Genomic DNA, 24,728 nt, shown 5'->3' with positions numbered 1-24,728 from the left:
TTTAACAAATCGTCATTCATACCGTTACAGCATTTATCAATATTGTTGTTGCAACATCAATTTTAGGCTGATACGAAAATAAAGATTTTAATTAGTATTATTTCAGTTTTCTTCAATCTTGAGCTGAGATTATAATTTATTGATAAATATTTACCTGAAATTTGATGAATTGATATTTTGGAGATTAGGAATTAAGTTTCTTTAATACCTATTTTATATAAAAAAGGGTAGATTTACGACCTTTTTTACTGCTATATTCATGATATATAATGACCAATTAGGAAATCAAATTGAAATTAGTTGCACACCCTCTAGAATAGTATCTGTTGTTCCGTCCATTACAGAATTATTGTTCGATTTAGGACTAGGGGACAAAGTAGTTGGTTGTACTAAGTTCTGTGCACACCCCAATAAACCATATCTCACAAAAAGCATGATTGGTGGTACAAAAGACCTAAAGCTGGAAAAGATACTACAACTTGAGCCAGCTTTGATTCTTGCCAACAAAGAGGAAAATATTAAAGAGCAAATTGAATTTTTAAGTGAATCTACTCCAGTATGGATAAGTGATGTTAAGACCTTTGATGATAGTCTTAGAATGATAGAACAAATTGGTCAAATTACAGCTAGTACTAAACTAGCGGCGGAGGTTGTCAATCAACTAAATAGTACTTTAAAACCGAAAAATCCATCAATAAAAGTCGTCTATCTTATTTGGAAAGACCCATATATGACTGTTGGTGGCGACACCTATATCAATGACATGTTAAATAGGTGCGGATACATAAACGTATTCTCCGAGCAAAATCGCTACCCTGTTGTAACTTTACAACAAATTAGCGATTACAATCCTGATGTAGTACTATTATCATCTGAACCCTACCCTTTCAAAAAAGAACATCTAAAAACTATTAAGAGTGTTCTAAAAAATACAGAAGTAAGATTAGCTGACGGAGAATTCTTTTCTTGGTATGGCTCTAGGCTATTACATCTTTCGCCCAAGAACTCTTAAATTATATTTTTCAATAGGTACAAATAGAAAAATAATAAAGATCTATTATAGTTATCCACTTTGAAGATACTGTATTATACAGGTAATAAAAGTTAAGCGATTCCATTTGTAGCATTTGTAAATCTTACAATGGTAATAAATAGTAACTTTGACACATATTATTTCCTCAGATAACTAAAACCTAATTTCAGTTTATGTTCAGCTTTTTCTCTAAAAAACATTTCTTAATTGACCATTTAGATGGTTTTATAGATATTCATAATCACGTTTTACCTGGTATTGATGATGGAGCAAAAACTGTTGAAGATTCTATTGAACTTATTAAAGGTTTTAATGAATTCGGAGTAACAGATTTTATCTGTACTCCTCACATAATGGAAAATTATTATCCTAACAATCCTAATACTATAAATAGCTCGTTATCGCTACTTCAGAATGCTTTAAAAACAAACAATCTAGAGCATGTACATATTGAAGCGGCTGCAGAACATATGATCGATTCAGGTTTTGAAAAAATCTTAGAAGATAAAAACATCATGCCTTTAGCTAAAGACTATCTTTTAATAGAAATGTCGTATTTACAGGCGTCCATTAATTTTGACAGCTCGGTTCAAAAAATAAAAAGCGCCGGCTTGTTTCCAATATTCGCACATCCAGAGCGGTATGCGTATTTGCATAAAAAACTTAATGCATATTCAAGATATAAAAATGAAGGATTATTATTTCAGTTGAACATTTTATCCTTAGGTGAATATTACGGTAAAGAAGTAAAACAAACAGCGCTTTGGTTATTAAAGAATAACCTAATAGATTTTGTTGCCAGTGACGTACATAAGATTACACAACTGAATTACCTCAAAAAAATAAGCATCAATGAAAAAACATTGATGCTTATTAAGCCTATAATTGAAAAGACAATTTATAATTTTAAGTAAACTAATGATTTAGAATTTCCACCATTTTTTACTTGTCTTGCTATAACCGTAACCGTACTTACCTCCATAACCTAACTCGTCTAAGGTAACATCGTTCACTACAAAAGAAACTCCCTTCAACTTACCTTCGTCACGAAGGTTTAAAGGAAACTTCACTGCGGTTTCATCGGTTACTCCTGCTCTAGTTACATATATAATATGATTTGCAAAAGGCGCAATCAATAAAGTATCACTAACTACCATCATTGGTGCTGTATCGACAATTACATAATCGTACATTTCAGAAACTTCTGCCAATAAATCCTCAATTTTAGAACTCATTAAAAGTTCTGCTGGGTTTGGCGGTATTTTTCCTGAGTATATAACATCTATAGTATTATGATGAACCAACATCGGTCTAATAATATCTTTAACTTCAATAGAATCGTCCAATAAGAATTCTGTCAAACCAGCATCTTTATTTCTAGATGGTGTTTTTAACTTATCTACAGAATCTCCTGAAAAGAACGTATATAATTTAGGGTTTCTAATATCCGCACCAACCAATAACACTTTCTTATCTGTACTTGCCAAAATCATTGACAGGTTAGAGGAAACAAATGTTTTACCTTCCCCAGGTGTACTAGAGGTAACATAAATTACATTGTTCTTGTTACTATCACTGGCACGCTTCGTTTTAATCAAGAAGTCGAGGTTAGCTCTTATAATTCGTAATGCCTCTGCTAATACAGAGCGGTCATCGTTAATAATAATCTTACTATCTTTTTTAGAAAGTCTGGGCAGCTCCCCTAAAACAGGCACATCTTTCGTATATTTCTCAAGACTATGCTTATTATGAATCTTAGTATCTAACTGACCCTTACCATAAATAACACCAAACGGCAATAACAAACCTAGCATTAAAGCTGCTAAATAGGTAATTGCTTTTTTAGGTTTTACAGGTGTAGGGCTAGAAACATAGGCCGTATCTATCACGTTAGATTTTGGTGCAGCAGAGGCAAATGTAATTTGAGACTCCTCTCGTTTTTGTAATAAATACAAGTATAATGCTTCTGTAGTCTCTTGTTTTCTAGTAATATTTCTTAATTCACGTTGATTTTGTGGTGCAGAATATATAGTACCTTGTATTCTTCCTAATTGATTTTGAAGGGTACTTACGTTCATACCAACATTTCGCTCTAACGAATTCAAACTAGATGACATGGTATTTTTTAAACCATCTAATTGCTCATCTAAGTTTACGATCATTGGGTTTTGCTCATCTGCACTTTTCAACAATCTTTTACGCTCGGCAACTAAGGTGTTGTATTGCACGGTCGCTTGACTTAATGCACCACTACCCACATCAACCACAGGCATTTCATCATAACCCGTTTCACCACTAACATAATCTTTTAAACCACTAACCATTTGCAATTGCACCTTGGCATTCTCAAGGTTTTGACGGCTACCTGCACTAACTTGTACGGCAGCACCGACCTCAAGACCAGAACCAGTCATTCCTTTTTCGGTCAATAGCTCTTGTGCATCCTTATCAACATTACTCAAGGTACCTGATATTAATTGTATTCTATTATTAATAAAATCTGATGTGGTATCTGCAATACGTTTCTTTTCCTCTACGGCATTTCTATTATAGATTTCAATTAACTTATCAATAATATCCTTTGCTTTTTCTGGTATCGCACTGGTCATGGTAACATCAAGAATATTTGAAAATTCGTCCGTTACGGAAATTTGAACCGCAAACTTTAATGACCTAGCAACCATTTCTACCGGACTCATAACAATTTGAAATTTCTTACCAATTAAGGTTTTTGCATCTTTTACGTTTGGGGTAATAACCATATCACCTACTGGTGTTTTTATACCGTTACCAAAAGAATATATTTTGGCCGGTTGCCCCTCCGTCTCTACATAGCCAAAAGTACTGGCAGATGAAAATTCAATAAAAAAACTAAAATTGGCATTTTTAACAATAGAATCAGATGCTATAAAATTCAAATTAAATGGCGGGTTCTTATATACTTCAGAATTAATAACGTTCCCTAAAGCCATTATTTTTTTATTGATTCCTAATTCATCGACAACGTCAATAAAATTAGATCTAGAAGCGATGATTTCGATTTCATCTTCCACTTGCTTATTACCACCGCCAAGCATGTCCAAATCTTGAAACACACTCATACCAGTTGGGGCATTCTTTTCTTGAACAATTTGTATTTGCGATTTAACGGCATATTCTGGTACCGTATAACGTATATTAATATAGGCTGCAACCAGCGCTAAAAATCCACAGAGTAAAAACCATTTCCATTGCTTTGCATAGGTGGAAATCACATTTTTAATATCTTCTTTTCTATCAGAAATATTCATAAAATATATTGATTTGGGTAATTAAAATAGAATTCTAGTTTCTAGTTAAAATAATTACAGCTGTAGTAATGATTAAAGATGCAATAGACACCGTTAAACCTGCTCTATTATCTAAGGTAGATTGCGTAACGGCAGACTGGTTTGGCTCTATATAAACCACATCATTTTGCGTTAAATAATACACAGGTGAATTCAATGCTGATTTTTTGGTTAAATCGATACGCGTATATACTTTGGTTCCGTTAAAATCACGGATCACCAAAACATTATCACGCTTTCCTTTAATATTCAAGTCATTCGCAAGACCAATAGCCTCTAAAACGGTGATTTGCTCACCATTTACTTGGTATGTACCAGGTCTATTTACTTGACCTAGAACGGTTACCGTAAAGTTTCTTAAACGAATATTAATAATTGGATCTTTTAAATATGGTTGTAATTCTTGTTTTAATAAGTCTTTTGTTTCTTCTGGGGTAAGTCCAACAATTTTAATATTACCAACTACCGGAAAATCAATTTCGCCGTTTTTATCTACTATGTAATCTAATTGTTGGGGTCTCCCAAATCCTCCTTCTTGCGTTCCCGAAAATAAATTAAAAGGTGTACTAGCCAAAGGATCTAAGGTTGATACATTAATACCGATAACATCATCTACTTTAAAAGTATTTGTATGTGTATTATCACTTACAATGGTTTCATAGTCTGCTGCATCTTGAAAGTATACCACATCCTTTTTTGAGCCACAAGAAGCAATAAGAACTCCTAAAAATACTACTAATCCGTAGTGATTGAATTTCGTTTTCAATGTATTCATTTTTATAATAATGTTAATAATGGTTAATGTTATTCTAATTAAGGTTGTACGATTTTAAGAGGCGCTTTATCTTGACCGTCTGTACTGTCAGTTGATTTATCCAGTTCACAAAAATCAGAATTTTTAGAAACATATTCTGGCACGATCTCTTTCATTAACTTAACCGTATTACCACTAAAAAACATATTGGTAATACACAGCTCATCAATTTTCGATCTTACTTTGGCATATTCTACATCACGTACCTTACTGATCTTAATTTTCTGATGATAGGTTGGTAAGGTATTTTCACCATTGGCCAACAATTCTTCATATAATTTTTCACCAGGTCGTAAACCAGTAATCTTAATATCGATATCATCTGGGTATCTTAAACCAGAAAGTTTGATCATATTCTTTGCCAAATCAAATATTTTCACCGATTCACCCATATCGAAAATAAATATCTCACCTCCTTCACCCATTGCACCGGCTTCTAAAACCAACTGAGAAGCTTCTGGTATGGTCATAAAATATCGTGTAATATCTTTATGAGTTAACGTTAACGGACCACCATTTTCTATCTGTTTTCTAAACAATGGTATTACTGAGCCATTAGACCCAAGTACATTACCAAATCTGGTGGTAATGAATTTAGTTTTGTTTTCTTTTTGCATACAGCTAATATAAAGTTCTGCAATACGCTTGGTAGCCCCCATTACATTGGTTGGGTTCACTGCTTTATCAGTAGAAACGAAAACAAATTTTTCAACCCCATGTATAATAGATAGATCTGCTACGTTCTTAGTACCACCAATATTAATTTTTATGGCTTCATAAGAATTGTACTCCATTAATGGCACATGCTTATAAGCTGCTGCATGAAAAACAACGTTTGGTCTGTGTTCTCCAAAAAGAGCATTCATTCTATTTTTATCTCGAATATCTGTTACGATCGGAATAAAATTATGAAATCCGTTTTGCTTTAATTCTTGTTGTAGATCATATAATGCCGATTCTGCAGAATCGATAACAATTAAAGATTTATATCCGTAGTTACATATTTGGCGAACAATCTCACTACCAATAGAACCAGCCCCACCAGTTACCATTACGGTCTTGTTCATTAACTCCATTGCAATTTTACTATTCTTAATAGTAATTGGGGCACGATCCAACAGATCTTCAATTTGTACTTGTTTTATTTGAGAAACTTTTAATTCTCCATTGATCCAATCTTCAATAGGCGGTACTATTTTAACCACAATAGGCAAATCGACCAAACCTTCAACGGTCTTCCTTAGTTTTCTAGAATCTATATTCTGAATAGAGAAAATAATTTCTGAAATATTGTTCTTAACAATGAAAGCTTCTGTCAAAGTTTTTCTTCCAAAAACCGGTACACCGTTAATATTTTTTCCTATTTTCTTTACATCGCGATCAATATAACCAATAACCCTATATCTACTCTTGGTATTGTTAGCAATAGCACTGTGCGTAAGTACACCAGAATCACCTGCACCATAAATGATAATATTTTTGGTCACCTTAATATTGCTGTTCATTCTGTTATAAAAAGATTTAAAAACAAAACGAGAGGCAACTAAACCTATAAAAGCGATAAGACTATTAATAATGATAATAGACAATGGTATGGTAAATTGGCTCAACACATCTAATTGTCTGTTCACCAAAACCACAAAAATGACGAGTATACTAAAAAAGCACACCGCATTAAAAATGTTGTATACATCTCTAACACCTGTATGTCGTACCACACCTTTATAAGAACCTACAATAATAAAGGCCAATAGCGCAGCTAGTGCAATTAAAGGTATTTGAACCAAAAAATTATGAACATCAAAATTTAAGGTTAAGTTGAATCGAATAAAATAAGATAGAATAAAAGAGAAAACTACCGTAAGTAAATCAATGCCTAACACGAGCCATTTAGAGGCATAGCGCTGTGCATTGTAATTTAGGTATTTCTGAATCATGATAAAACGTTTTTGATGGTTGTTACAACTCGTTCTAATTCTTCATTTGTTAAATTAGAACCACTAGGCAAACAAAGACCTCTCTCGAATAATGATGCCGAGGTGCCATCTACAAACTGCTTCGAAGTTTTAAAAATCGGTTGTAGATGTAGTGGTTTCCATAAAGGTCTAGACTCAACATTCTCTTCTAGAAGGGCTAACCTAAGTTTTTCTCTCATTTCAAAAGATGGTGTTAAGATACAACTTAACCATCTATTGGAGAAATACCCTTTTGGCTCAGAAAGAAATTCAATTTCTTCAAATTGATTTAATGTCTCTAGATAATATTGATGATTGGCTCTACGTGCGTTTACTCGGTCTTTTAAAACTTCCATTTGACCACGGCCTATACCTGCTAGGACATTACTCATTCTATAATTGTAACCTATATTAGAATGTTGATAATGTGGGGCTTCATCTCTTGCTTGTGTCGCTAAGAATATAGCTCTTTCAGCATAGGTCTTATTTTTAGAAACCAGAGCGCCTCCTCCAGAGGTCGTTATAATTTTATTTCCATTAAATGACAAAATACCTATATCACCAAAAGTTCCACAAGGTATTTCATGATATGAACTACCTAATGCTTCTGCACTATCTTCTAAAATAGGAATTTGAAACTCATCGGCAATAGCTCTTATTTCAGCAATCTTATAAGGCATACCATATAAGTGTACTGCAATTATGGCTTTAGGTTTCTTACCTTCTTCGATACCACTTTCTATTGCTTTTCTTAATAAACCAGGAGACATATTCCATGTATCGGTTTCACTGTCTACAAATACTGGCGCTGCACCTAGATAAGAAATCGGGTTTGCAGACGCAGAAAAAGTAAAGCTTTGACATATAACGTCATCTCCTTTGCCTACACCTAATAACTCAAGCCCTAAATGAATGGCTGCTGTCCCAGAACTTAAGGCGGCTACATGAACGGCATTGCCTAGTTCATCTTTTATAGCCTGCTCAAAAGCATTCACATTTGGCCCTAAGGGCGCAATCCAATTCGTATCAAAGGCTTCATTAACATAGTCTTGCTCTGTACTTCCCATGTGCGGAGAGGATAGCCATATTTTAGTAGGAGTTGAAACGGTTTTCAATAGTTGTCAATTTAGGATTACAAATATAAGATTCAAAATTAACTATACATTTAACCAAATCATTGAATTAATAGTATAATTCGTTTAATACGTGTAAATTATCGGTTAAAGGAAATGGCATACGTCATTTATCGTTCCTACAGGCTTTTTAACCCTGTAAATAACGACTTCATCTAAAATATATTTCCTAATCGGGCGTTATTTTTTAATCTTTGCGTTTTTAATCCCAATAAACCATAAATGAAGAAGATTACAAAAATATGTTGTATTGGTGCTGGCTACGTTGGCGGCCCAACAATGTCGGTTATAGCGAAACAATGTCCAGAAATACAGGTTACGGTTGTAGACATCAACCAAGACCGTATTGACCAGTGGAACACAGACGATTTAGATACCTTACCTATTTATGAGCCAGGGTTAAAAGAAATTGTAGGCGAAAGACGTGGGAAAAATCTTTTTTTCTCTACTGAAGTTGACAAAGCTATTGACGAAGCCCAAATGATATTTATCTCTGTGAACACCCCTACCAAAACCTATGGTAAAGGTAAAGGGCAAGCCGCAGACTTAAAATTTATAGAACTTTGTGCCCGTAATATTGCAAAAGTGGCAAAAGACGACAAAATAGTTGTTGAAAAATCTACACTTCCTGTAAGAACAGCACAAGCGATTCAAAATATTTTAGATAACACTGGCAACTCAGTTAAGTTTGAAATTTTATCGAATCCAGAGTTTTTGGCAGAAGGTACCGCTATTGAAGATTTAATTCATGCAGACCGTGTACTAATTGGTGGTAATGACACCCCAAGTGGTCAAGCGGCAAAAGACGCCCTTAGTGCGGTATATGAGCATTGGCTACCCAAAGAACGCATATTACAAACCAATGTATGGTCTTCAGAGTTATCAAAATTAGTTGCCAACGCTTTTTTGGCGCAACGTGTTTCTTCTATTAATACCATTTCGGCATTATGTGAAAAAACAGATGCCAATATTCAAGAAATTTCGAGAGCCATTGGTTTCGATAGCAGAATAGGTCCAAAATTCTTAAATGCTTCTGTTGGTTTTGGTGGATCTTGCTTTCAAAAAGACATTTTAAACTTGGTTTATATTGCTAGGTCATATGGTTTAAATGAGGTTGCCGATTATTGGGAACAGGTTATTATTGCCAATGACTATCAAAAAAGCCGCTTTGCAGAAAACATCATCTCTAGTCTTTACAATACCATTTCTGGTAAAAAAATCATCATATATGGTTGGGCCTTTAAAAAAGACACCAATGATACCAGGGAATCTGCTGCCATTGCTGTTGCAGATGCATTATTAGAAGAACGTGCCGAAATTATAGTATATGACCCTAAGGTTTCAGAAGAACGTATTTATGCAGATTTAGACTATCTAAATACGCGATCACCAGAAGAAAATAGACGGTTATTAAAAGTAACCAAAGATCCTGTAGAAGTTACGAAAGATGCACATGCCATTGCTATTTTGACCGAATGGGACGAGTTTAAAACCTATGACTGGAAAACAATTTATAAGCAAATGCTTAAACCTGCATTTGTATTCGATGGTAGACGTTTATTAGATAATGACACCATGCAAGAAATAGGGTTCAATTATTACAAAATAGGGCAATCATGAAAATTTTAGTAACTGGAGCTGCTGGTTTTATTGGCTTTTTCGTTTCAAAAAGTTTAGTAGAAAAAGGTCATGAGGTTGTTGGTTTAGATAATATCAACGACTATTACGATATTAATCTAAAATATGCCAGGTTAAAAGAACTGGGTATAGAAAGAGCGAATGCCGAACAATTTAATGTTTTGGCAGAAAGCACTACAAGTGCTGCTTTTTCATTTATCAGGCTAGCTCTAGAAGATCGTGAAAACCTACCAAAGTTATTTAAAGCTCAAAATTTTGATGTGGTTTGCAATTTAGCCGCACAAGCAGGTGTTCGTTATAGTCTAGAAAACCCTGAAGCTTATGTTGATAGTAATTTGGTCGGTTTTCTGAATATTTTAGAATGTTGCCGTAATTACAAGATCAAACATTTAGTATATGCCAGTAGCTCTAGTGTATATGGTTTAAACGAAAAAATACCTTTCGAAACTACTGATGCAGTTGACCACCCTGTAAGTTTATATGCTGCCACTAAAAAGAGCAATGAACTTATGGCACATTCCTATAGTCACCTCTACGGTTTTAAAACAACAGGGTTACGATTCTTCACGGTATATGGCCCTTGGGGCAGACCAGATATGGCCATGTTTTTATTTACAGATGCCATTGTAAATGACAAGCCCATAAAGGTATTCAATAACGGTAAATTGGAACGTGACTTTACCTATATCGATGATATTACAGAAGGTGTAGTGCGTATTATTCAAAAACCGGTTACTGAACAATTAGAGAAAAAAGGTTCTTTTAAAATTTACAATATTGGCAATAGTAAATCTGTGAAGCTGATGGATTTTATTACCGCTATAGAAGAAAGTTTAGGTACCGTAGCTAAAAAAGACATGTACCCAATGCAACCTGGTGACGTTGAAAAAACGTGGGCTAATGTAGATGACTTAATTGCTGATTATGACTACCGTCCCAATACACCTATTAAAGAAGGTGTTCAAAAATTTATCGAATGGTATAAAGGTTATTACCAGCCATAACAATCAACATACATAATTAACCCACGCATTATTTATTTTACATTTTGAAGTAAATTCATTCTCACTATATAATACCTGTTAACATTAAATGCTTTTCAATTCTTTAGATTTTGCGATTTTCTTACCAGTTACATTTGTTTTATACTGGTTCATTTTCCAAAAAAAGATAAGACTTCAAAATCTATTAATCGTCTGCGCCAGTTATCTTTTCTATGGTTGGTGGGACTGGCGATTTCTAACTTTAATTATTTTCAGCACCCTTGTTGATTATACAATTGGCAGTTTATTAAAAGAAGAACAAGTTGCTTTAAAACGAAAAATTTATTTATGGATAAGTATTACAATTAATTTAGGCTTCTTAGGTTTTTTTAAATACTACAATTTCTTTATTGAAAGTTTCACAGAAGCGTTCTTGTTTTTGGGTAAAGAAATAAAACCCAATACTTTAAATATTATTCTGCCAGTTGGTATTAGTTTTTACACCTTTCAAACGCTTAGCTATACAATAGATGTTTACAAAAAGAAACTTGAGCCTACAACTGATTTTATAGCTTTTGCAGCATTCGTTAGTTTTTTTCCTCAGTTGGTTGCCGGGCCTATCGAACGGGCTACAAATCTTTTACCTCAATTTTACACAAAACGAAAATTTGATTATTCCTTAGCAATTTTAGGTTTAAGGCAAATTTTATGGGGTTTATTTAAAAAAGTAATCATCGCAGATAACTGTGCTAAATATGCGAATATCATTTTCAACAATTATGAAATCTATGATACAAGCACCCTAATTTTGGGTGCATTATTTTTCACTTTCCAAATATATGGTGATTTCAGCGGATATTCAGATATTGCAATAGGCACCTCTCGTTTGTTTGGCTTTAACCTAATGCAGAATTTTGCATTTCCATATTTTTCCAGAGATATTGCTGAATTCTGGAGAAGATGGCATATATCGCTATCTACATGGTTTAGAGACTATTTGTATATACCCTTAGGTGGCAGCAAAGGAGGCATGAAGATGAAAATTAGAAATACTTTTATCATATTTCTAGTTAGTGGCTTTTGGCATGGTGCAAATTGGACGTTTGTTTTTTGGGGCTTTTTAAATGCTCTTTATTTTCTTCCCTTACTATTAAGAAGCAAAAATCGTGTAAATACTAATATTGTTGCCGAAGGAAAATGGTTACCTAATTTAAAGGAAACGATTCAGATGCTATTTACCTTTTCATTGACTGTATTCGCTTGGATTTTCTTTAGAGCAGATTCTATCACCCATGCCTACAATTACATTTCGAGCATTTTTATTAACTACATAAATGCTATATCATTATCAATTCCCAATGAAATATTTTATCTAATCACTTTATTCCTTGTTATTGAGTGGTTAGGAAGGTCTTCAAAATTTGCAATTGAAAAACTTCAATTTATACCTAAAATTCTTAGGTGGATGTTTTATCTAGCACTAATCTTACTACTATTCATGTTTGCAGGAGAAGAACAAGAATTTATATATTTTCAATTTTAAATCATGAGCTCATTTATTAAAAACATCGTCTTATTTTGCATTGTTGGCTTATTTTTTGGTGAAGTCATTTGCCGTTTAGCCTATGTTACCTCTGATATACCTAGCAGAATAATTGATAGTAACAGCATTCAAAAATACAACCCAAATCAAAAAGGTCATTGGACAGGGGGAACACATACATGGATTATTAATGAAGATGGATGGCCTGGTCATTTACCAAAATCAAAAGAAAATTTAATTACCATTATAGGTGATTCTTACATTGAAAATTTCATGAATCCAGATTCTTGCCATCAATCTAATTTTCTAGATAAATTTTCTCCTTCATTTAATTATTACGAAGCATCTAGATCTGGTATCTCGTTTATTGGGGCAATGGAAATAGCTGCTAGCTTAGACTCTTTAAATCCAATTCATCAATTAATTTATGTTCACGATGCAGATTTCACAGAAAGCTCCTCTATAATTCATAAAATGGGAGATATTACTCAATTTAACAGTAAAACAAATTCAATTATTCCAGGAAAACTGAACTCTCCTTTAGTTAAAAAATTTTTATATAACTGGAAATTTATATACTACCTCTACATAAATTATTCATTTACAAAAAAAGAAAATACAACCACAAAACCTGAAGTACAAGTTTCTGACAAACCGAAATTAACAGAAGAACAAATAACAGAATTAACTAAGTTATTAACTTATTCTAAAAATAACTATGACCATAAAAATATAACATTAGTTTTTAGACCTAATGCTGATCCTAAAATAATTACCATTCTAAAAGATCTAAACTTTAATATGTTATTACTTAAAGACAATAAACAAAAAGAATGGTCATTTAAGCACGACCCACATTGGACCTGTATTGGTCATGAAGAAGCCGCCAAACAAATATCTAACTACATATTAAATTCTAAATAAACTACAGATAAAAATTTAGATTAGTAAATCAAAAAAATTATTCATCGAATATATATGAATTTCATATAATAATAATGATGTTTTAAAGTTCTAATTAACATATTTGCAATTTCAAAAACAGTTCATGAGTTTATTCAATCTTAATTCAAATTTTCACATTCTAGTTACAGGTGGTGCCGGCTTTATTGGTTCTAATCTGTGTAACGCCTTATTACAAAATGGCAATCAAGTCACTTGTTTAGATAATTTTGCCACCGGAAAGCGTGAAAACGTGGGTCCTTTAGCAGATCATTCAAAGTTCAAATTGATTGAAGGTGACATCAGAAATTTGAGCGATTGCCAAAAAGCATGTGAAGGTGTAGATTACATTTTACATCAAGCTGCCCTAGGTTCAGTGCCACGGTCAATTAATGACCCTATCACCAGTAACGATGTTAATGTATCTGGTTTTTTAAATATGCTGGTTGCGGCACGTGATGCCAAAGTAAAACGATTTATTTACGCAGCAAGCTCCTCTACGTATGGCGATTCTACCAATATGCCCAAAGTAGAGGATATCATAGGAAAACCACTCTCCCCCTATGCTATTACAAAATATGTTAATGAGTTATACGCAGATGTCTTCAGTAAAACGTATGGTATAGAGACAATAGGTTTACGCTATTTTAATGTTTTTGGCAGAAAACAAGATCCCAACGGAGCCTATGCCGCGGTAATTCCAAAATTCGTAATGCAACTGATGAAGCATGAATCTCCTGTCATTAATGGTGACGGTTCTTTTTCAAGAGATTTCACTTATATCGATAACGTTATTCAAATGAATGTTCGCGCCATGGTTTCCGACAACCAAAATGCTATGAATACCGTATATAATACCGCTTACGGTGAGCGAACAGATTTAAACGAATTAACAGAACTGTTAAAAGAGTATTTAGGGGAATACGACCCAAAAATTAAAGAAGTGAAAAATGTTTACGGGCCAACAAGAGCTGGTGATGTACCACATTCCTTAGCTTCTGTAGATAAAGCCAAAGAATTATTACATTATGACCCTCAGTATGATATTAAAACCGGACTAAAAGAAGCGGTGAAATGGTATTGGGAGAATTTGAAGTAATATACTAGGAGTTAGGAGTTAGGAGTTAGGAGTTAGGAGTTAGGAGTTAGGAGTTAGGAGTTAGGAGTTAGGAGTTAGGAGTTAGGAGTTAGGAGTTAGGAGTTAAAATATAAATATTATGGTTGCCTTTCGCAACCACTCTAATAAATTAAGGTTACTGTTGATAACCGAAGAAATAAGATTATGAAAGACATTAAAATTGCTATTATTGGTTTAGGCTATGTAGGCTTACCACTTGCTAGGTTGTTTGCAACCAAATATCCCGTTATAGGTTTCGACATTAATACCGATCGTATAGAGGAACTTAGAAAAGGTCATGACAGCACATTAGAGGTTGAAGATGACGTTTTACAAGCGGTACTAAAAGATGGTCCAAAGATGGAAACTGGTTTATTTTGCAGTAACCAATTAGAGGATATCGCAGATTGTAATTATTATATCGTTACCGTACCTACACCTGTTGACAGTACCAATAGACCAATTTTAACTCCTTTATACAAAGCTTCTGAAACTGTAAGTAAAGTATTAAAGAAAGGAGATACCGTTATTTATGAATCTACCGTATATCCTGGGGTAACAGAAGATGAATGTATTCCGGTATTAGAAAAAGAAAGTGGTTTGGTATACAACCAAGACTTTTTTGCCGGCTATTCGCCAGAACGTATCAACCCGGGTGACAAAGAACATACCGTAGAAAAAATACTTAAAGTCACTTCTGGTTCTACACCAGAAATTGGCAAGAAAGTGGATGCCTTATATGCATCGGTCATTACCGCCGGCACCCATTTAGCACCTACTATTAAAGTAGCGGAAGCTGCAAAGGTAATAGAGAATTCGCAACGCGATATTAATATTGCCTTTGTCAATGAGTTGGCAAAAATATTTAATTTAATGGGTATTGATACGCATGATGTTTTAGAAGCCGCAGGGACAAAGTGGAACTTTCTACCTTTTAAACCAGGTTTGGTAGGTGGTCACTGTATTGGAGTTGATCCCTATTATTTAGCTCAAAAAGCACAAGAATTTGGTTATCACCCAGAAATTATCTTGGCCGGTAGACGTATGAACGACACCATGGGAAAATACGTTTCTTCAGAGGTCATAAAATTGATGGTTCAAAGAGATATTAAGATCAAAGGAAGTAATATACTGGTCTTAGGCATTACGTTTAAAGAGAACTGCCCCGATGTTAGAAATACAAAAGCGGTAGATGTTATCAGTAACTTAAAATCTTACGGCACCAATGTAACCATTTATGATCCATGGGCCTCCGCAAAAGAAGTAGCACATGAATATAAAATGGAGGTAGTTAAAGAATTACCTACTAATAAATTCGATGCCATTGTTTTAACCGTAGCACATAAAGAGTTTTTAGAAATGGAATTAAAGAGTCTATTGAAACCAGATGGTGTCTTATACGACGTTAAAGGCATTCTTACAAAAGATGTAGACGCTAGGTTATAAAAATTTAACCTCCCATAAAAACATCAACTTGGATTATGCCAGAAAAAATAATAGAATCAAAACATAATTCACCACTAGTATCCGTTATTGTACCCGTATATAATGTAAAAGATTATTTGGAAAGATGTATTAACAGCATTCTAAATCAAACTTACAATAACTTAGAAATCATTTTAGTTAATGACGGGTCTACTGATTCTAGTGGAGACATATGTGAATATTTTAGGAGTCAATTTAAAATTGTTAACTTAATTAATCAAGTTAATGGAGGTTTAAGCGTAGCTAGAAACGCCGGATTAAAACATTGTTCTGGTGATTTTATCACCTTCGTTGATAGTGACGACTGGTTAAAACCAAATATGATAGAACAGCTTTTGCAATTTGCAATTGCAAATAATCTAAGTATGGTTGAGTGTGGCGTCATCAAAAGCCAAGATTTAAAGAAGGAAGATAACAATCATACATATTTGTCTTTTATTGAGTCTCAATCGGAAGCAATGTTTAGATTGTTACAAGAAACTAATTTTTCAGTTTGGAGAAGAATTTACAAAAAAGAGCTATTAAATAATTTGTATTTCATACCTGGCAAAATTAGTGAAGATGTCTTTTTCACAATAGATTGCATAAATAAAATAGATAAACAAGGTTGCATAAGAGAGCCTTTATATGTATATAATACCGAAAACATTAGTATTACTAGAAGTCCATACAGTTTAAAAAAAATAGCTGCAAAAGATGCGTTGTTTTATCCCGTTTCAGAAACAAAAAAATATAACTTAGAAATTAAAAAAAGAGCCAACTACCTGCTTTTAAGAGGTTTAATATATCACTATCAAAGAATTTTGCTTCATGGAGATTTAGATATTAATAATTCATATAGGAAAAAGTTTAAAAAAGAAGTTATTTCTCAATTTAAGATTGCAAATGGTATGAATATTAAGCATGATTTTGTTTGGTATAAGGCATTGTTAGTGAATTATACCCCCATAATTATTTATAAATTTTTCCTCCAAATAAATGAATTAAGAATAAAATACAAACAAAGATTCTAAAATGTCTAGATTATCTAATACGATAAAGAATGCAAAAATTGGTGTTTTATTCCACGTTATATTTATATTAGTTCAGTTTTTCTCTAGGAAAATATTTTTAGAGAATCTAGGTGATGAATTCATAGGTACAACTTCAACTTTACAAAGTTTTTTAGGCTTCTTAAACCTTGCTGAACTAGGTATCGGGTCTGCAATAGGTTTTGCTTTGTACAAACCAATATTTAAAAAAGATTATAAAGAAATAAATTTAATTATACAATTTGTCGGAAATCTTTATAAAAAAATTGGAATAATAGTTATAATTGCAGGACTTATATTATCATTTTTTTTTCCGCTCATCTTTAATGAATCTTACATAAATATAGGCATAATATATTATGCATTTTATACATTTTTATTTAGCTCTATTTTAGGATATTTTTTTAACTATCATATATTTTTAATACAAGCTGACCAAAAAGATTACGTAATTTCAAAGTATTACCAAAGTTTTGCAATTTCAAAAATAGTTCTACAAGCACTTTCCGTTTACTTTTTTCAAAATTTTATTATATGGATATCTTTAGAATGGATATCAAGTTCACTATTCTCTATAATAATTAGAAAAAAAGTTAAAAAAATGTATCCATGGCTTGAACTAAATTTTCTTTCTTTAAATAAGAGAATCGATTTCGAAAATAGAATTTTATTACTAGCTAAAATAAAACAAATAAGTATACATAAATTAGGTGGCTTTCTAAATTCTGGAACAGATAATATATTAATTTTCTATTTTATAAATGCTCAAAGTGTTGCTTTTTTCGGTAATTATCAATTAATAATTTTAAACATTGGAACTTTAGTTGAAAAACTATTTGCAGGCAGTAAAGCTAGCGTTGGTAATTTGGTTGCTGAAAATAACGAGAAATCAATTCATCAAGTATTATGGGAAATGATGGCTTTAAGATTTTTTATCGGCGGCTTTACTGTTAGTTGTATAATTTTATTAATAAATCCATTTATTGAGTTATGGTTAGGTAAAGAATATATACTTAACCCAATAGTTGTAGCTTTATTTTGTTCAATATTTTTTATTAAACAAATCGTAAATCCAATAGAAGCATTTAAACAAGCTTATGGCTTATATGATGATACCTGGGCTCCAATTACTGAAGGAATTCTTAACCTAATAATATCAATTTTATTTGCAAAAAAATATGGTCTAATTGGAATATTGCTCGGAACAAATGTTAGTTTGTTTTTTATTGTTGCCATCTGGAGACCTTATTATGTTTACCGAGATGGATTTAAAAAACCAATCGCTGGCTACATATTAGGTTTTATAAAATTAATGATACTTGCCTCACTAGCTTTTTTAAGTTCCAAATTTATAACCGATCAATTTTTTAATCTAAAATTTCATGACTTCATTGACTTAATGATTTCAACCATTAAGATAATATTAATAACGGGTATTTGCTATATAACTTGTTTATACAGCGGTAGTTCTTATTACAGAGCTGTGCTTAAAAGACTTAAAAATCAATTTTTTAAAAAATAATTAAAAAACTATATATGTTTAGTATTTTAACAACAACCTATAACTGTGAAAATTTAATTCATAGGGTTTACGAATCCTTAAATTCTCAAACCTATCTAGATTTTGAGTGGATAGTTATAGATGACGCAAGTACTGATAATACAGAGGAATTAATAAACCTTTGGAAGAGTAAAAGTAATATTGAAATAATCTATTATAAAATGCCTAGAAATCAAGGTAAGGCTTCATGCATCAATTACGGTATTGATTTATGCAAAAGACCAATAACTATAAATGCTGATGCTGATGACACTTTTTCAGAAAGTACACTTTCAGATCTGAAACATTTATGGGATGTGATAGACAGAGGCATTAATCCTGAGAAAATTGGATCAATTTGGACTTTAACAAAAGATGAACAAAATAACTTAATTGGAGAAAAATGGCCGAAAAATTTCTGGCAGGTTGGATTCAATGAACGTGTATTGTTAAGAAAAAAAAATATAGAAGGTGAAAAATGGCATAGTTGGAGAACAGATGTTTTACGTAAATATAAAAAATACACTAACCCTAATTCTAGAGTTAGTCCAAGTATTAGTTGGAATAGAATTAATAAAGATTATGATTTTCTTTGTGTTAATTTAATACATAGAACTTATTTCCATAATTCTGAAGGTATTAGTCATCAAAAGAAATCCCAATTAAAAATCTTAAAAAGAGTTTACTACAGTTCCTTTTTTGAAATTAATGATGGTAAAATAAAAGACATCTTAAAATATAATTATTATCAAGAAATGGCTTTCAGCTATATTCGTTCATCTCTAAAATATACAGATAAAAAATTAAGACTGAGGGGATTGAAAAAAATTATTGTTTTAATTCTTTTTCTATATAAGCTACCGAAGCATTTATTAATGAAGTTTAAATTAAAAAAATAATGATTTTTAAAAAAATATTAAAGGTATTCTTCTTTTTTTCTTTAATTCTAATCTGTCTAGCTTATGGCATTCTAATTGGAAAATATCAATTATTTCCATACAATTATTTGAAACAGTTACAAGACGGAACAGAGGAAAAGTTTGACTATCCTATATCCGAATTTGAGTATAATCCTAAGTCAATTGAAAACTTAATACATGTAAATAATTCTAACAGAGATTCTATTCAATCAATATTAAGAAATCTTATATATGGCGAGGATTCATTAATACAAAATATAAATCCGATTATAAATAAAATAATAGATGATAATTACTCTGATTTAAAAAATCTTGAAAAGATTGAAGAATTTAATATAACGCAAAAATATAATATTCAGTCTGTAGGTTATATTTTCCATCCCAAAAATAATAACAGCAGACTAATACTTTATCATCAAGGGCATGATGGTGACTTTTTATTAGGTAAGAATACAATTTCACACTTTTTAGAAAAGGGTTTCACAATTTACGCCTTTTCAATGCCGCTTGATGGACCTAACAATAATCCAATTGTAAATATTGAAAATTTAGGTAAAGTACAACTCAACAATCACGAAGAATTAAAATATCTAAATAATCCTATTCAATATTTCTTAAATCCAGTCAAAATAATGATTGATTACTCTGAAAAGTTTCATTTTAAAGAAATTAATATGATAGGCATTAGTGGAGGGGGATGGACAACTACCTTGGCGGCAGCTTCTGATAATAGAATCATGAATAGTTTTCCTGTTGCTGGTTCTTTACCACTTTTTATAAAATTTCAAGAATATTCAAAAAATTATGGTGATTTTGAACAAACTTACCAACCACTTCTATCCCAAATCAATTACTTAGATATGTATATCCTTGGTTCAACAGGAGCAAACAGAAGTCAATTACAAATTTTAAATAAGTATGACCCTTGTTGTTTTAATGGGACAAAGTATCTTCAATATAGCGATATTGTAGCGCATAAAATTACCTTGTTTAACGATGGAAAATTTAATGTAATTTCAGATACTATTAATAAACAACATATTATTTCTGATTGGAGTCTAACCCAAATTGACAAGGTTTTAGATTAAAAAATTCTATTTTACATATAGACTTAGTAAATAATCCTCGGGGCAAGCCCCGAGGCATTTATTTAGAACAGGTTAAATCGAATATCATCAGTTTTGTGCAAAATCTCATAATCCTTTTCCGAACCTTGATTTTTTACATATGCGGCGATTATTTTTTCATTACCGTGCCTACCAACAGTATTGATATAAAAGCCATTGCCCCAAAATGCTCCACCCCAAAAAGCTCTTTTAACGCCAGGAGCCTGAGCGAAAATCTCCCTTCCCGTAATACTTTTATTATTCTCATGATTTTCGTAGGACTATAAGTCGGCACACTCTGTAAAAGAAAATGTACGTGATTTTTGTCATCGCCTATTTCTAGAAAATGTATTTCATATCTAACTTCAATTGCAATACAAGTCTTCTTCAGTATTCGATTAACTTTAGGAATTTATACAAAACGACGATACTTGGTTGAACATACCAGATGATACAGCAACAAAGATGCATTTTGACTTTTGTGAAGGTGTTTACTTGAGCTCAAGCTCAAAAATTACTATTTTTTTTTCACGCGAAGCAAGCCTCAAGGCATTTACCCTCCTAGGATAAAATATCATATTAAAAAATTTATGCATTTAAAATTTTTCAAAGAAATTAATGGTTTTTGATTGTTTATTATCAATAATTTTCGAATTAAAAAAACAAGCAATAGAATCAATTATTTAATGTAATTATCATGTAAATTGTTTTTAAAAGTGGTATTTCAACGATTTATTTAGAAAAATGGTGCGTTTCATCGATTAAAAACATCCAATCGTCTTTATAATTACGTAACCATAAGGTTATAAATAAAAATCTAACATTAAAAAGTCGGTTTAACTTTAAAAGAAAAAGTAAAATATCAAGAAATAAAATATGACATACAACGTTGAACATCAGGTACCCCAAAACAACATGTGCAGTTCATCGAAAATATTGGTTATTTCATCGACTAATTAAATTAATAGATTATTATTGTAACCCAAATAGTATTTTTTTTAATTCAAAAGCAATTTACCTACTTATGTCCAAGTTTATTCGTTTCTCCACTAAATTGACGCTGTCAATTTTCGCCACCATTTTTCTTTTTTCTTGTAGTAAAGATGCCGATTTATTATCTGAGTATGTAATTACTACCGATGATACTCGATTTGAAAATTCATTACTAATCAATGATAGTTTTTACATGGCTGAAGGTCAAACTACCATATTAATGGATGTTTTAAATAATGATAATGTAAGTTCCAATAGTAATATAACTATTATAGAAACTTCATCACCAATTAATGGTATTGTCACTATTAATGACGACAATACATTAACGTATAAAATAGGAACTGAAGAAGCAACTCCAGATGAAACAACACCCGAAGAAGATTCCTTTACGTATACTGCTGAAGTTGTTAATGAAGAAACGGGTGAACAAACTGAAGAACAAGCAACAGTTACTATATCTATTAGTGATAATGGACCAGTAAAAGCCTTTCCTAGCGCTTATGGAGGTGGTTCAAACTCTACTGGAGGTAGAGGAAAAGTTTTGGCAATAATTAATACTTTAAATGTAAACCAAGAATTAACTTATTACCAAAAGTCCGATGAAAATGACGAATATTATGTTGGAGGCTTATATTCAGCATTACAAAATGAAAATGTTGGTTACATCATTTTTAATGTCTCAGGCAATATTGAATTAGGACAAGGCGGTACGGAAAATCGTTTTGGTAGCGCCGGCATTCCGAATGTAAACCAAAAAACTATATTTGGTCAATCTGCACCACTAGGGGGCATTACCTTAACTGGTGGTGCATTTAGAATTAATGGTCAAAATAATAGCTCTAATAACTTAATTATAAGATATTTAAGAAGCAGACCTATTTATAACAAAACAGGTCAAAAATCAATGGAAGATGATAGTTACACTTGGGGATTTCTATTTTATGGTGGCTATAATGTAATAATCGACCATTGTTCTGTATCCTTTGCTCAAGATAAAGCTATTGGTGCATACATACATGATAATGTGGATAGAATTGAAAATTTTACTTTTTCACATAATTTTATTCAAGATAGCCATACCGCAGCATATATAGCCATTAATCCAGGAAGACCGGGTAATCCAGAAGATAAAGTAAATTTAATATCGTTTAATAAGAATGTAATCGTTGGATCAAATAGAACACCCAATCTTTCATTCAATGGTTTAGCTGAAAAGGTTAATAATGTCATACAAAGTATACCTTCTAAGCAATCAAGCATATTTATGGGTTTAAATTTAAATGAAATAGGAAATTATTATAGTGGAGATGATTCCCCAAATAAAATTCTGGATTATATAAATGTAGAATATAGTTATGAATCCCCTTCTGTGTATACTAGAGAAAATTATTTTGAAAAATTATTGACAGGTGATTTAAATGAAGATAATTCTGTTATTTGGTCATTAAAAGATAGTCATATACCCGCGCCATCAAATTTCTTTACTAACAATCCACATATTGGTTTCCCGAACCCCATAGAACCTTTAACACCGCAAGAAACATATACAGAATTGATTCAAAACGGTAATGTTGGTGCGTTCAAGTATTTAGATAACAATGGTCGAATAAATCAATTCAGAGATAGTTTTGACACTTCACAGTTAGAAATAGTTTCCAAAAACTTACAGTATCAAACCAAATCAGAAAATAATTGGACACTTCCTAGTATACCCTCTAACATGCGCCCTGAATCATATGATACAGATATGGATGGAATGTCTGATTCGTGGGAATTACGGGAATTTGGAAGCCTAAATGAATCATATAGAGGTGATTATGACGGTGATGGATATGAAAATATTGAGGAGTATATGAATCAAGTTGATAATTAATCACTTGAGAACTATGAGTCGTCCTAAAATAGGTTGACAGTTTTTAAATAATTAACAAAAAACCAGAGAAGCTAGCTTCTCTGGTTTTTTGTTATGTATAAAGTTAGGTGTTTTATATTTTAGGCTCAAGTGCGGTCTTTTGTTATTATACGTTCTTATGGATTCTGCTATGAGCTTTTTCAATTCTTTGCCACTGTTACATTTATATATCAAGAATTCCCCTTTCAATATGCCGTTGATTCGTTCCGCCAATGCATTTTGGTAGCAATCATACCCATCCGTCATTGATGGGGTCATATTACTTTGCCGTAGTTCCTTTTGGTATATGGCGAAGCAATATTGCAATCCTCTATCGGAATGATGAATTAGCTCTTCGCTCGTCAGTCTATTGCCGTTCGCCATTCTTACTGCCTTTACCACATTCTCGGCACTCATGTCATCACTAAGATGATACCCCATTATTTTTCTACTATAGGCATCGGTCACCAAGGATAAGTAATGTGTCCGCTCCCTGCTTTTAATGTATGTAATATCACTGACGAAGAACTCCTCCGGTCTGGAAACCTATATTTCTTTCATCAGATTGGGATGTTTTCTAAGCCAATGCCTGGAGTCTGTTGTCCTGGTTTAATTCTTCCTTGGCCTTATCAGCATCGATTCCGAGCGTAAATATCCAAACAGGGCATCTCTTCCTATTTTTAAGTTGTGCTTTGCGAATTCGGGCTTTAACAGGTAATACAACTTTCGTGTACCGATCCTGGGCATATCCTTGCGAACACCTTCGACCAGGTTCTTTACCTTTACAAGCTCTTCTTCTCTTTTTATGATACGTTTTTCTGCTTGGTAGACAGCTTGTCTACTTATCCCAAACAATCGACAACAACGAGATAGACTTAATCGTTGTTCTTGTCGGATGCGCTGGATTGATCGGGCAAATGCTTTTTTCTGATAGCGGTACCATACTGTTTATCGGAGATGTCGATCATGGTGTTGAGAATCTTGTTCCTCAGTTTTTCATCGGAAAGCTCTCTCTCCAGGCGTTTGATTTTTTGGGCTGGTGTTTCTTTTGATTTTGGCATTTGACGGCGTATAGGTTTGCTCCAATCTAATGTACCATGTTTTCTCAGCCAAACCAAAACAGTACTTCTACCTTGAATACCATAGGCCTTTTGAGCCTGCTAATAGGTCATCTCGCCTTTTTCGACCTGATGGACAACACTTAATTTAAAGCCCAGATTATAATCGCGTTGAGTACGCTTGTTTACCGTAATAATTGAATGTTTCATAAAT

The 24,728-nt window shown here is 32.5% G+C and carries 17 protein-coding genes and 2 pseudogenes; 13 read left to right on the top strand and 6 right to left on the bottom strand.

The features are described 5' to 3' along the window. Window positions 1–259 precede the first annotated feature (259 nt). Both DFQ03_RS13350 and DFQ03_RS13345 read left to right on the top strand, forming a co-directional pair. Window positions 260–1,012, top strand: a complete 753-nt coding sequence (locus DFQ03_RS13350) for a helical backbone metal receptor (RefSeq protein ID WP_133673678.1) — start codon at window positions 260–262, stop codon at window positions 1,010–1,012. Window positions 1,013–1,206: 194 nt separating this feature from the next. After that, complete coding sequence (locus tag DFQ03_RS13345; RefSeq protein ID WP_133673677.1) at window positions 1,207–1,947, top strand: tyrosine-protein phosphatase; 741 nt, start codon at window positions 1,207–1,209, stop codon at window positions 1,945–1,947. A gap of 9 nt (window positions 1,948–1,956) precedes the next feature. On the opposite strand, the gene DFQ03_RS13340 is transcribed toward DFQ03_RS13345, so the two are convergent. Genes DFQ03_RS13340 through DFQ03_RS13325 form a run of 4 tightly spaced genes read right to left on the bottom strand, consistent with a single transcriptional unit; the run spans window position 1,957 to window position 8,198 of the window. Continuing rightward, window positions 1,957–4,323: a GumC family protein gene (locus DFQ03_RS13340; protein WP_133673676.1), complete on the bottom strand. Its 2,367-nt coding sequence runs from the start codon at window positions 4,321–4,323 to the stop codon at window positions 1,957–1,959. 34 nt (window positions 4,324–4,357) lie between these two features. Next, complete coding sequence (locus DFQ03_RS13335) at window positions 4,358–5,137, bottom strand: polysaccharide biosynthesis/export family protein (RefSeq protein WP_133673675.1); 780 nt, start codon at window positions 5,135–5,137, stop codon at window positions 4,358–4,360. Window positions 5,138–5,175: 38 nt separating this feature from the next. Next, on the bottom strand, window positions 5,176–7,113 hold the full coding sequence (locus DFQ03_RS13330) for a polysaccharide biosynthesis protein (protein ID WP_133673674.1): 1,938 nt from the start codon (window positions 7,111–7,113) through the stop codon (window positions 5,176–5,178). Continuing rightward, a complete protein-coding gene (locus DFQ03_RS13325) occupies window positions 7,110–8,198 on the bottom strand; it encodes a DegT/DnrJ/EryC1/StrS family aminotransferase (protein ID WP_133673881.1) in 1,089 nt (362 codons plus the stop codon). The genes DFQ03_RS13330 and DFQ03_RS13325 overlap by 4 nt, the downstream gene beginning before the upstream one ends. Window positions 8,199–8,486: 288 nt before the next feature. Here DFQ03_RS13325 and DFQ03_RS13320 point away from each other — a divergent pair, with 288 nt between their 5' ends. From DFQ03_RS13320 to DFQ03_RS13275, 10 genes are all read left to right on the top strand, one after another. Next, window positions 8,487–9,884, top strand: a complete 1,398-nt coding sequence (locus DFQ03_RS13320; protein ID WP_133673673.1) for a UDP-glucose 6-dehydrogenase — start codon at window positions 8,487–8,489, stop codon at window positions 9,882–9,884. Further along, a complete protein-coding gene (locus DFQ03_RS13315) occupies window positions 9,881–10,906 on the top strand; it encodes an NAD-dependent epimerase (protein WP_133673672.1) in 1,026 nt (341 codons plus the stop codon). The genes DFQ03_RS13320 and DFQ03_RS13315 overlap by 4 nt, the downstream gene beginning before the upstream one ends. 88 nt (window positions 10,907–10,994) lie before the next feature. Continuing rightward, complete coding sequence (locus DFQ03_RS13310; RefSeq protein WP_133673671.1) at window positions 10,995–12,428, top strand: MBOAT family O-acyltransferase; 1,434 nt, start codon at window positions 10,995–10,997, stop codon at window positions 12,426–12,428. A gap of 3 nt (window positions 12,429–12,431) precedes the next feature. Further along, on the top strand, window positions 12,432–13,352 hold the full coding sequence (locus DFQ03_RS13305; protein ID WP_133673670.1) for a hypothetical protein: 921 nt from the start codon (window positions 12,432–12,434) through the stop codon (window positions 13,350–13,352). A gap of 124 nt (window positions 13,353–13,476) precedes the next feature. Then, window positions 13,477–14,469 (top strand): SDR family oxidoreductase, encoded by a 993-nt coding sequence (locus DFQ03_RS13300; protein ID WP_133673669.1) that lies wholly within the window; start codon window positions 13,477–13,479, stop codon window positions 14,467–14,469. A gap of 183 nt (window positions 14,470–14,652) precedes the next feature. Beyond that, entirely contained in the window at window positions 14,653–15,933 is a 1,281-nt protein-coding gene (locus DFQ03_RS13295; RefSeq protein WP_133673668.1) for a nucleotide sugar dehydrogenase, read from the top strand. A gap of 35 nt (window positions 15,934–15,968) precedes the next feature. Then, window positions 15,969–16,985, top strand: coding sequence for a glycosyltransferase (locus tag DFQ03_RS13290; protein ID WP_133673667.1), 1,017 nt, complete (start codon window positions 15,969–15,971; stop codon window positions 16,983–16,985). A gap of 1 nt (window position 16,986) precedes the next feature. Next, the gene (locus DFQ03_RS13285; protein ID WP_133673666.1) at window positions 16,987–18,525 is read left to right on the top strand and encodes a lipopolysaccharide biosynthesis protein; all 1,539 of its coding nucleotides are present in this window, start codon (window positions 16,987–16,989) and stop codon (window positions 18,523–18,525) included. 14 nt (window positions 18,526–18,539) lie between these two features. Beyond that, on the top strand, window positions 18,540–19,442 hold the full coding sequence (locus DFQ03_RS13280; protein WP_133673665.1) for a glycosyltransferase family 2 protein: 903 nt from the start codon (window positions 18,540–18,542) through the stop codon (window positions 19,440–19,442). After that, window positions 19,442–20,551 (top strand): hypothetical protein, encoded by a 1,110-nt coding sequence (locus DFQ03_RS13275; protein WP_133673664.1) that lies wholly within the window; start codon window positions 19,442–19,444, stop codon window positions 20,549–20,551. The genes DFQ03_RS13280 and DFQ03_RS13275 overlap by 1 nt, the downstream gene beginning before the upstream one ends. 62 nt (window positions 20,552–20,613) lie before the next feature. Here the strand turns inward: DFQ03_RS13275 and tnpA are convergent. Continuing rightward, window positions 20,614–21,074 (bottom strand): annotated as a pseudogene (tnpA, locus tag DFQ03_RS13270) (IS200/IS605 family transposase). A 519-nt stretch (window positions 21,075–21,593) separates the two neighbouring features. Between tnpA and DFQ03_RS13265 the strand changes: the two are divergent. After that, window positions 21,594–23,438 carry an Ig-like domain-containing protein gene (locus tag DFQ03_RS13265; protein WP_133673663.1) on the top strand — a complete coding sequence of 615 codons (1,845 nt, stop codon included), beginning with the start codon at window positions 21,594–21,596 and terminating at the stop codon, window positions 23,436–23,438. Window positions 23,439–23,489: 51 nt separating this feature from the next. On the opposite strand, the pseudogene DFQ03_RS13260 reads toward DFQ03_RS13265, so the two are convergent. Continuing rightward, window positions 23,490–24,724 (bottom strand): annotated as a pseudogene (locus DFQ03_RS13260) (IS3 family transposase). Window positions 24,725–24,728: the final 4 nt, after the last annotated feature.

This window comes from Maribacter caenipelagi (assembly GCF_004364175.1).
Lineage (GTDB): Bacteria > Bacteroidota > Bacteroidia > Flavobacteriales > Flavobacteriaceae > Maribacter > Maribacter caenipelagi.
Note: the sequence above shows the minus strand (reverse complement) of the source record. Positions and strands in the feature narration are given on the sequence as shown.

Excerpts from the sequence above, each read along its gene's own strand:
- DFQ03_RS13350 (WP_133673678.1), top strand. The coding sequence starts at position 260 with ATGATATATAATGACCAATTAGGAAATCAAATTGAAATTAGTTGCACA.
- DFQ03_RS13345 (WP_133673677.1), top strand. The coding sequence starts at position 1,207 with ATGTTCAGCTTTTTCTCTAAAAAACATTTCTTAATTGACCATTTAGAT.
- DFQ03_RS13340 (WP_133673676.1), bottom strand. The coding sequence starts at position 4,323 with ATGAATATTTCTGATAGAAAAGAAGATATTAAAAATGTGATTTCCACC.
- DFQ03_RS13335 (WP_133673675.1), bottom strand. The coding sequence starts at position 5,137 with ATGAATACATTGAAAACGAAATTCAATCACTACGGATTAGTAGTATTT.
- DFQ03_RS13330 (WP_133673674.1), bottom strand. The coding sequence starts at position 7,113 with ATGATTCAGAAATACCTAAATTACAATGCACAGCGCTATGCCTCTAAA.
- DFQ03_RS13325 (WP_133673881.1), bottom strand. The coding sequence starts at position 8,198 with ATGGGAAGTACAGAGCAAGACTATGTTAATGAAGCCTTTGATACGAAT.
- DFQ03_RS13320 (WP_133673673.1), top strand. The coding sequence starts at position 8,487 with ATGAAGAAGATTACAAAAATATGTTGTATTGGTGCTGGCTACGTTGGC.
- DFQ03_RS13315 (WP_133673672.1), top strand. The coding sequence starts at position 9,881 with ATGAAAATTTTAGTAACTGGAGCTGCTGGTTTTATTGGCTTTTTCGTT.
- DFQ03_RS13310 (WP_133673671.1), top strand. The coding sequence starts at position 10,995 with ATGCTTTTCAATTCTTTAGATTTTGCGATTTTCTTACCAGTTACATTT.
- DFQ03_RS13305 (WP_133673670.1), top strand. The coding sequence starts at position 12,432 with ATGAGCTCATTTATTAAAAACATCGTCTTATTTTGCATTGTTGGCTTA.
- DFQ03_RS13300 (WP_133673669.1), top strand. The coding sequence starts at position 13,477 with ATGAGTTTATTCAATCTTAATTCAAATTTTCACATTCTAGTTACAGGT.
- DFQ03_RS13295 (WP_133673668.1), top strand. The coding sequence starts at position 14,653 with ATGAAAGACATTAAAATTGCTATTATTGGTTTAGGCTATGTAGGCTTA.
- DFQ03_RS13290 (WP_133673667.1), top strand. The coding sequence starts at position 15,969 with ATGCCAGAAAAAATAATAGAATCAAAACATAATTCACCACTAGTATCC.
- DFQ03_RS13285 (WP_133673666.1), top strand. The coding sequence starts at position 16,987 with ATGTCTAGATTATCTAATACGATAAAGAATGCAAAAATTGGTGTTTTA.
- DFQ03_RS13280 (WP_133673665.1), top strand. The coding sequence starts at position 18,540 with ATGTTTAGTATTTTAACAACAACCTATAACTGTGAAAATTTAATTCAT.
- DFQ03_RS13275 (WP_133673664.1), top strand. The coding sequence starts at position 19,442 with ATGATTTTTAAAAAAATATTAAAGGTATTCTTCTTTTTTTCTTTAATT.
- DFQ03_RS13265 (WP_133673663.1), top strand. The coding sequence starts at position 21,594 with ATGTCCAAGTTTATTCGTTTCTCCACTAAATTGACGCTGTCAATTTTC.